The following is a 7010-nucleotide window of genomic DNA, read 5'->3' as shown; positions in this document are numbered from 1 at the left end:
GTTTGTGTATTGTAAATGAGTGGAATGTCTCTTGGTGGAATTGTGGTGATTGAAAGTGAGGGTTAGTGAGTAAAGAGTGAGCTTTGATTGTTTTCGCACTCTTTGTTGTTGAATAAAGCCAACGTTCCGATTCGCTAGCAAGATCCAATTTTTGCGTTCATCTGCTGGACTTCAATGATGACATGCCTACACTGACCGCAGATTTTTAAAGGGGAAATGAGATGTGGAGTTGGCTCTCCGTTGCTTTGTCTGGATTCATTAGTATTTCGGCTGTTGAAAGTAACAAAATCAAGCAAGCGGTAATGTTTAAGACACTCAGTATGCTGTTATTGGTGGCGATAGTTCTAAACCATACCACGCAGCTCACTTCTCCTATCTTATGGGTCACGCTCGGTCTGCTTATTTCCGCAATCGCGGACACATTGCATCTGTTGCAACGCTACTCAAAACTCTGTTTTGCTAGCTTTCTTGTCGCACAGTTGATGTACAGTAAAGCCTTCTGGGCGCAACTTTCTGACACTATGGTGTGGTGGCTACCTGCCCTTTTGATTGCGACCAGTATTGTGGCTTTTTTCCTATTGCTGCCGCAAATTGACACCTTGATCTTTCCCGTAACCATTATGGGTATGATGTTAGTTCAGTTGGCGTGGGCGGCGGGAGAGTTGTGGCTGCAGACGCAAACAGTGCCGGCCTTTGCCGGGTTTGTTGGCTGTCTGGTGTTGATGCTCTCGGCCAGTTTGTTAGCCATTCACGATTACCGCAGGCCATTGCCTTGTGGGCGCTATCTTATTTCTGGCAGCTATTTATTAGCGCAAGCGTTAATCTCTGCCTCGGTGGCCTTGTAAACATTATCGCTTCATCTATATCGTTACTTTCAGGAGCATCGAAATCTCATGACTGGGCTGATATACTGCTGCCACTTTAAATCGATGTGAGTAGTGAGAGATGGATATTTTATCGGCGGCGACCATGCTTTTTTTGATCATGGACCCGCTTGGCAACCTGCCGGTCATGCTCTCCATCTTAAAACATCTTGATCCCAAACGTCGCCGTGTTGTGCTCGTGCGCGAACTCTGTTTTGCGTTGATCATTTTGATGTTGTTCCTGTTTGCTGGCAAAAACATCATGGGTTTTTTGCACGTTCAACCGGAAACTCTCAGCATTTCTGGCGGTATCATTCTCTTCATCATCTCGATTAAAATGATTTTCCCTAGTGCAGGTAGCATTACTGGATTAGCAGCGGGGGAAGAGCCCTTCATCGTACCGATGGCAATTCCGATGATCGCGGGTCCTTCAGTGATTGCGGCCTTACTGCTTCTTTCGACTCAGCACCCTGACAAACTCCTTGAGCTGTCAGCCTCTGTACTGCTCGCGTGGGGCGCTACTTTCATCATTTTGATGTTCTACGGTTTCTTCCACAAAGTGCTGGGTGAACGTGGTTTAAAAGCGGTCGAGCGTTTGATGGGATTATTGCTAGTTATGATCTCAACGCAAATGTTCTTAAATGGCGTAAAAAGCTATATGGGGCTGTGATTCGGGGATAAAAAAGCCGCCTATCGTGTGAACTTGAAGCGGCTTTTCCTATGTTGCTTTCTTTATGCCGTTAACTTACGTCATGTGTTTGCGGCGGATATCGAGCAGCGCGAAGACTCCAAATACCAGAATCGACCATTTTTCCCAACGGCTCATGCTGATCTTGTCACCAAACGCACCGATAAAAATCAGCATTTGTAGTCCGTGCATAATGAACAAAAATGCCGTCATAATATAAAGTGCAATCGCCGCTTTACCGGGGAACGGCATGAAGATATTCAGTAATAGAATCAACCAAACAAAAGCAATCGCCGCTTTTGCAAGTACCAGTAACACTCTCATTCCGAGCTCCTCTCAAATAGTCGATAACTGACTTGGCCTGCGTTTTTCTCACGGTGTAGATGCCAATTAGCAGGGATGCCTTCTAGCGCCAATTCTTTTTCCGTCTCAATATAAATTAGCGCTTCATCGGCAAGCCAGCCATTTTGTTCTAAAAGCGAGACGGCTTCGCTTAATAAGCCTTGGCGAAACGGCGGATCGATGAACACCACGTGGTGAGGCGTCCCTTGCTGCTTGAGAAAGGCCAGCGCATCACTATTTATCGCTCGTAAGTTGGTCGCGTTGAGCGCACCAATATTGTGTTCAAGCTGTTTGAATGCCGTCGGGTTGAGTTCAATCAGCGTCACGGATTGTGCTTGCCTTGAGGCGGCTTCAAACCCAAGGCTGCCAGAGCCTGCAAATAAATCTAAGCAGTGTGCACCAGGGATCTCCTGTGCTAACCAGTTAAAAAGAGTTTCTTTGACGCGATCCGTCGTGGGACGCAGGCCTTGGGCATCATGAACAGGCAGTTTACGACCTCTCCATAAGCCACTAATAATGCGAACAAAGCCCGTTGAAGGCTTATTTTGTGATGAGTTTTGTTGGCGACGTCTTACCATAGATTTTTTGACCGCTAATAAAGTGATACTATACCCAATCTGCCAACCCGAAACGGGTTTGGTATAGCCATTGAATTTCAATAATGACAAAGTTTACCAATCTAATTGGAAAGTTTTCACTGCTTTGTCATTTTTCTTTTTCTTACGAGGGATAATCCTTCAAGAAAAGGGTCGTAGTTAGTTAGGTAGATCTAGGATATCCCCAGATGACGGAAAAAAAGAAACGTGGATTACTCTCTTGGCTCGGTTTTGGTGACGAAGAATCAAGTAAATCAACCAGCGAAACAGAACAAGTGCTTGAGCCATCTACGCTTGTCGAACCAGTTGATTCTGAGCAAGAACAAGAAACGACGGCAGTTGCTCAACCCATCGAAGAGCCACACACTGCGCTAGCAGAAGCAGAAGCAGAAGCAGAAGCAGAAGCAGAAGCAGAAGCAGAAGCAGAAGCAGAAGCAGAAGCAGAAGCAGAAGCACGAATTCAAGAGCAAGAAAAACCCAGCGAGAGTTTTTTCGCACGCTTAAAACGCAGCCTTAGCCGAACCAAAGCCAATATTGGTGCGGGTTTCTTTGGTCTGTTTAAAGGCAAGAAAATTGATGATGAGCTGTTTGAAGAGCTGGAAGAGCAACTGCTGATTGCCGATGTTGGGATGGAGACCACACTCAAAATCATCAGCAATCTGACAGAAAAAGCCTCTCGCCACGCGTTGAAAGATGGAGAGGCACTCTACGGTTTACTGAAAGATGAAATGGCCGACATTTTGGCTAAAGTAGAGCAACCGTTAGTGATCGATAGCCAAAAAACGCCCTACGTTATTTTAATGGTCGGCGTCAACGGTGTAGGCAAAACGACCACGATAGGTAAGTTGGCCAAACAGTTTCAAGCTCAAGGTAAAAAAGTGATCTTAGCGGCGGGCGATACTTTTCGTGCTGCGGCTGTTGAGCAGTTGCAAGTGTGGGGCGAGCGTAACAACGTACCAGTAATTGCACAGCACACTGGCGCAGACAGCGCATCAGTGATTTATGATGCGATTGAGGCCGCCAAAGCACGTGGCGTGGATGTGGTGATCGCCGATACCGCTGGTCGCTTGCAAAACAAGAGCAACCTCATGGAAGAGTTGCGTAAAATTGTGCGCGTCATGAAAAAAATTGATCAATCAGCGCCGCATGAAGTGATGCTGACGTTAGATGCCGCTACTGGGCAAAACGCCATCAGCCAAGCCAAACTCTTTAGTGAAGTGGCCCCGGTGACTGGGATCACCTTAACCAAGTTGGATGGCACGGCGAAAGGCGGCGTTATTTTTGCGCTGGCCGATCAGTTTGAAATTCCGATCCGCTTTATTGGGGTTGGCGAAGGGATTGACGATTTACGTCCGTTTGAAACGCAGCAATTTATTGAAGCTCTGTTTAGCCGCGAAGAGTAAGTGTGCGTGGGTGCTCAATGAGCACCTCATCATCCAATGGAGACTGGTGAGAGGAATAGCGAGTGATTAAGTTTCAACAAGTCAGCAAAGCGTATCGCGGAGGCCGTCAGGCGCTGCAAAAGGTCGACTTTCACCTACGCCGAGGAGAAATGGCATTTTTGGGTGGGCACTCCGGAGCCGGTAAAAGCACCTTGTTGAAGTTAATCTGTGCGATTGAGCGTCCAACCGATGGGCGCATCAGCTTTAACGGTCACGATATTACGCGTATTCCCAATCAAGATATTCCCTTTTTACGCCGCAACATCGGCATTGTGTTTCAAGATCATCGCCTGCTGATGGACAGAACGGTTTACGACAATGTGGCATTGCCAATGCGCATTGAATCGATTTCAGAAAATGAAATTAAGCGTCGCGTCTCAGCCGCGCTGGATAAAACTGATCTATTAGACAAAGCACGCTGTTTACCGAGCCAACTTTCTGGAGGTGAGCAGCAACGAGTGGGTATCGCAAGAGCGGTCGTGAACCGACCTACCTTACTGCTGGCCGATGAGCCTACGGGTAACTTAGACCCAGAGCTTTCTAACCGTGTGCTTAAACTGTTTGAAGAGTTTAACCGTGCCGGAGTCTCTATTTTGCTTGCGACGCACGACATCAGCTTAGTCAACACGCGTCCTCAATATCGTCATTTAGAACTTAACCAAGGTTTTTTAAGCGAGGTAGAAGACTATGGCCGTTAAGTCGTCGAATAAAAGGAACGCGAAAGCACGTGAACCGAAACGGGCCAAAACCGATAGTTTTTTAGCCATCCACTTTAAGCAGGCCAAGGCCTCATTTTCAAGTTTATGGTCACGCCCACTCGGCAATATTTTAACGCTCGCCGTTATTTCGATGGCGCTTGCGATGCCAGCCTGTATGTACCTGCTGAGCAAAAATATCGCGTCTGTAGCCAATAATGTCACCAGCCCTGCTCAGATTAGTGTCTATCTACATGAGCGCACACCTGAAGCACGAATTATGGTGTTGAAAGATGAGCTAGAAAGTTTGGCCGATGTCGCCAGCGTGGAGTACATCTCACCGCAGCAAGGATTGGATGACCTGAGTCAATACGCCGGGTTTGAACAAGCCATTAGTTTATTGGATGATTACGCTTTACCTGGCGTGCTTATTGTTACCCCGCAGGTTGAGCAGCAAGAGCAAATCAAAGCGCTGGCGAAAAAAATACAAGCAGAACAAGACGTCACGGATGTACGCTTGGATGAAGATTGGCTTGCTAGGTTAAACGCCATTCGAACTTTAGCGGCGATCATTGTCGCGAGTTTATCGGTATTGATGTTGGGCGCTGTATTTCTCATTGTGGGCAACACCTTGCGCTTTAACGTACAAGCCAATAAAGAAGAGATCCAAACCATGAAATTGATCGGTGCCACCGATCGCTACATTTTGCGTCCTTATCTCTATGCTGGCATGTGGTTTGGTTTATTGGGCGCATTCGCCGCTTGGCTGTTAACCGCTTTTGTGACTATTTTATTGAACGGTGCCGTTGAAGATCTTGCCCTACTGTATGACAGCCGTTTTCGTCTTATTGGCCTAAGTTGGGATGAATCCTTACTGCTGTTGATGCTCGGTACTTTCTTAGGATGCGTAGCGGCAAAAGTATCTGCGCAGCGTCATTTAAAAGAAATTGAACCAGTTTAGTTGAATATTGTCATATGTAGGCAATAACTGTTGGCTAGCTTTAGCCACAGCACTTGTATAGGCGACTTGTTTATGCATAATAGTTTCCCCTTGCTTGAATCTTGTTCATTTTAGGTTCAAGATTGTCGGGTTAAAAACATCCATTACTCCAGATCAGAAATTGATGAGGAATTGAATGACAAACCAAACGTATCAAATGGCTCTCGTTTCACAAGACAGCTTAGACAGCTACATTCGTTCAGTGAACAGCTACCCAATGCTGAGCGCGGAAGAAGAGCGGTCACTCGCAGAGCGATTACATTACAAAGGTGAAATTGAAGCGGCGAAAGGGTTGATCTTATCGCACCTTCGATTCGTTGTTCACGTTGCTCGTGGCTATTCTGGTTATGGCCTGCCCATGGCGGATTTAGTTCAGGAAGGCAATATTGGCTTAATGAAAGCGGTGAAGCGTTTCAACCCAGAAGTTGGGGTGAGACTGGTTTCCTTTGCTGTGCACTGGATCAAAGCTGAAATTCACGAATACGTGTTACGCAACTGGCGCATTGTAAAAATAGCGACCACGAAAGCGCAACGTAAGCTATTCTTCAACCTACGCAAATCGAAAAAGCGTTTAGGCTGGTTTAATAGCGGTGAAGTGGAAGCGGTTGCCCGTGAGTTGGGCGTTGACCCAGCTGAAGTGCGAGAAATGGAATCACGCTTAGCCGCGCAAGATGCCACCTTTGAAATGTCGGCGGAAGACGATGATTCGAGCTCTTCTTACACGGCACCTGTGCTTTATCTCGAAGATAAGCATTCGGATCTTGCGGATAACATTGAAGCGGCGAATTGGGAACATCACACCAACAATCGTTTAAGCTTGGCGTTGGCTAGCTTAGATGAACGCAGTAAACATATTGTGCGCTCTCGTTGGTTGGATGATCAAAAAGCTACGCTACAAGAGTTAGCGGAAGAGTATGGTGTCTCAGCTGAGCGTATTCGTCAGCTAGAAAAAAATGCAATGAAGAAGCTAAAGGATGCTGTCGGCGAGTTCTAATCACTGACTCATTGTGAAGCGCATTAAAAACCGAGATCTTACGATCTCGGTTTTTTTATTTTTGATCACTTAAAGTGATCAAATTTTCAGCGCGCTGATTGTGGATAACTCTGTGACAAAATTATTCGTGAGCTGTCATCAAGTCGGTTAAATCAAGGCTTGAACACCGTTTTATATTTGGGGATATGTATTATGTTACACACAGAAAAGTAAGGATCATCACTACATGTTGTGGATCCATTTCTCATTTACTACTTTATCAACGCAATCCACAAGATTATCCACAAATGGCGAAAAAGTGATCAGTGGTGGATAACCTTATAAAGGCCGTGTACTTGATTGCCTTGGGATAGGTTACAATCAAACGCTAAAAATAAAACCAATCAGAGG

8 protein-coding genes are annotated in these 7010 nt (G+C 46.1%); 6 read left to right on the top strand and 2 right to left on the bottom strand.

Annotation, left to right across the window (positions count from 1 at the left end):
* The first annotated feature begins 221 nt into the window (after window positions 1-221).
* The gene (locus AACQ17_RS08650; protein ID WP_013855503.1) at window positions 222-845 is read left to right on the top strand and encodes a lysoplasmalogenase; all 624 of its coding nucleotides are present in this window, start codon (window positions 222-224) and stop codon (window positions 843-845) included.
* Window positions 846-945: 100 nt separating this feature from the next.
* Complete coding sequence (locus tag AACQ17_RS08645) at window positions 946-1533, top strand: YhgN family NAAT transporter (protein WP_017048588.1); 588 nt, start codon at window positions 946-948, stop codon at window positions 1531-1533.
* A gap of 75 nt (window positions 1534-1608) precedes the next feature.
* Here the strand turns inward: AACQ17_RS08645 and AACQ17_RS08640 are convergent, their stop codons facing one another.
* On the bottom strand, window positions 1609-1875 hold the full coding sequence (locus tag AACQ17_RS08640) for a DUF1145 domain-containing protein (protein WP_013855495.1): 267 nt from the start codon (window positions 1873-1875) through the stop codon (window positions 1609-1611).
* On the bottom strand, window positions 1872-2471 hold the full coding sequence (gene rsmD, locus AACQ17_RS08635) for a 16S rRNA (guanine(966)-N(2))-methyltransferase RsmD (protein ID WP_026028810.1): 600 nt from the start codon (window positions 2469-2471) through the stop codon (window positions 1872-1874). Before rsmD ends, AACQ17_RS08640 begins: the two co-directional genes overlap by 4 nt.
* Before the next feature lie 206 nt (window positions 2472-2677).
* Between rsmD and ftsY the strand changes: the two genes are divergently transcribed.
* The 4 genes from ftsY (at window position 2678) to rpoH (ending at window position 6620) form a co-directional block, all read left to right on the top strand.
* Window positions 2678-3892: a signal recognition particle-docking protein FtsY gene (gene ftsY / locus AACQ17_RS08630; RefSeq protein WP_094147842.1), complete on the top strand. Its 1215-nt coding sequence runs from the start codon at window positions 2678-2680 to the stop codon at window positions 3890-3892.
* A 62-nt stretch (window positions 3893-3954) separates the two neighbouring features.
* Window positions 3955-4629 carry a cell division ATP-binding protein FtsE gene (gene ftsE / locus AACQ17_RS08625; protein ID WP_010316903.1) on the top strand — a complete coding sequence of 225 codons (675 nt, stop codon included), beginning with the start codon at window positions 3955-3957 and terminating at the stop codon, window positions 4627-4629.
* Complete coding sequence (gene ftsX, locus AACQ17_RS08620) at window positions 4619-5587, top strand: permease-like cell division protein FtsX (protein WP_013855492.1); 969 nt, start codon at window positions 4619-4621, stop codon at window positions 5585-5587. The genes ftsE and ftsX overlap by 11 nt, the downstream gene beginning before the upstream one ends.
* Before the next feature lie 175 nt (window positions 5588-5762).
* Complete coding sequence (rpoH, locus tag AACQ17_RS08615) at window positions 5763-6620, top strand: RNA polymerase sigma factor RpoH (protein WP_013855491.1); 858 nt, start codon at window positions 5763-5765, stop codon at window positions 6618-6620.
* Window positions 6621-7010 lie beyond the last annotated feature (390 nt).

It is taken from the genome of Vibrio sp. V10_P2A27P122, assembly GCF_963874335.1.
GTDB lineage: Bacteria > Pseudomonadota > Gammaproteobacteria > Enterobacterales > Vibrionaceae > Vibrio > Vibrio anguillarum.
Note: the sequence above shows the minus strand (reverse complement) of the source record. Positions and strands in the feature narration are given on the sequence as shown.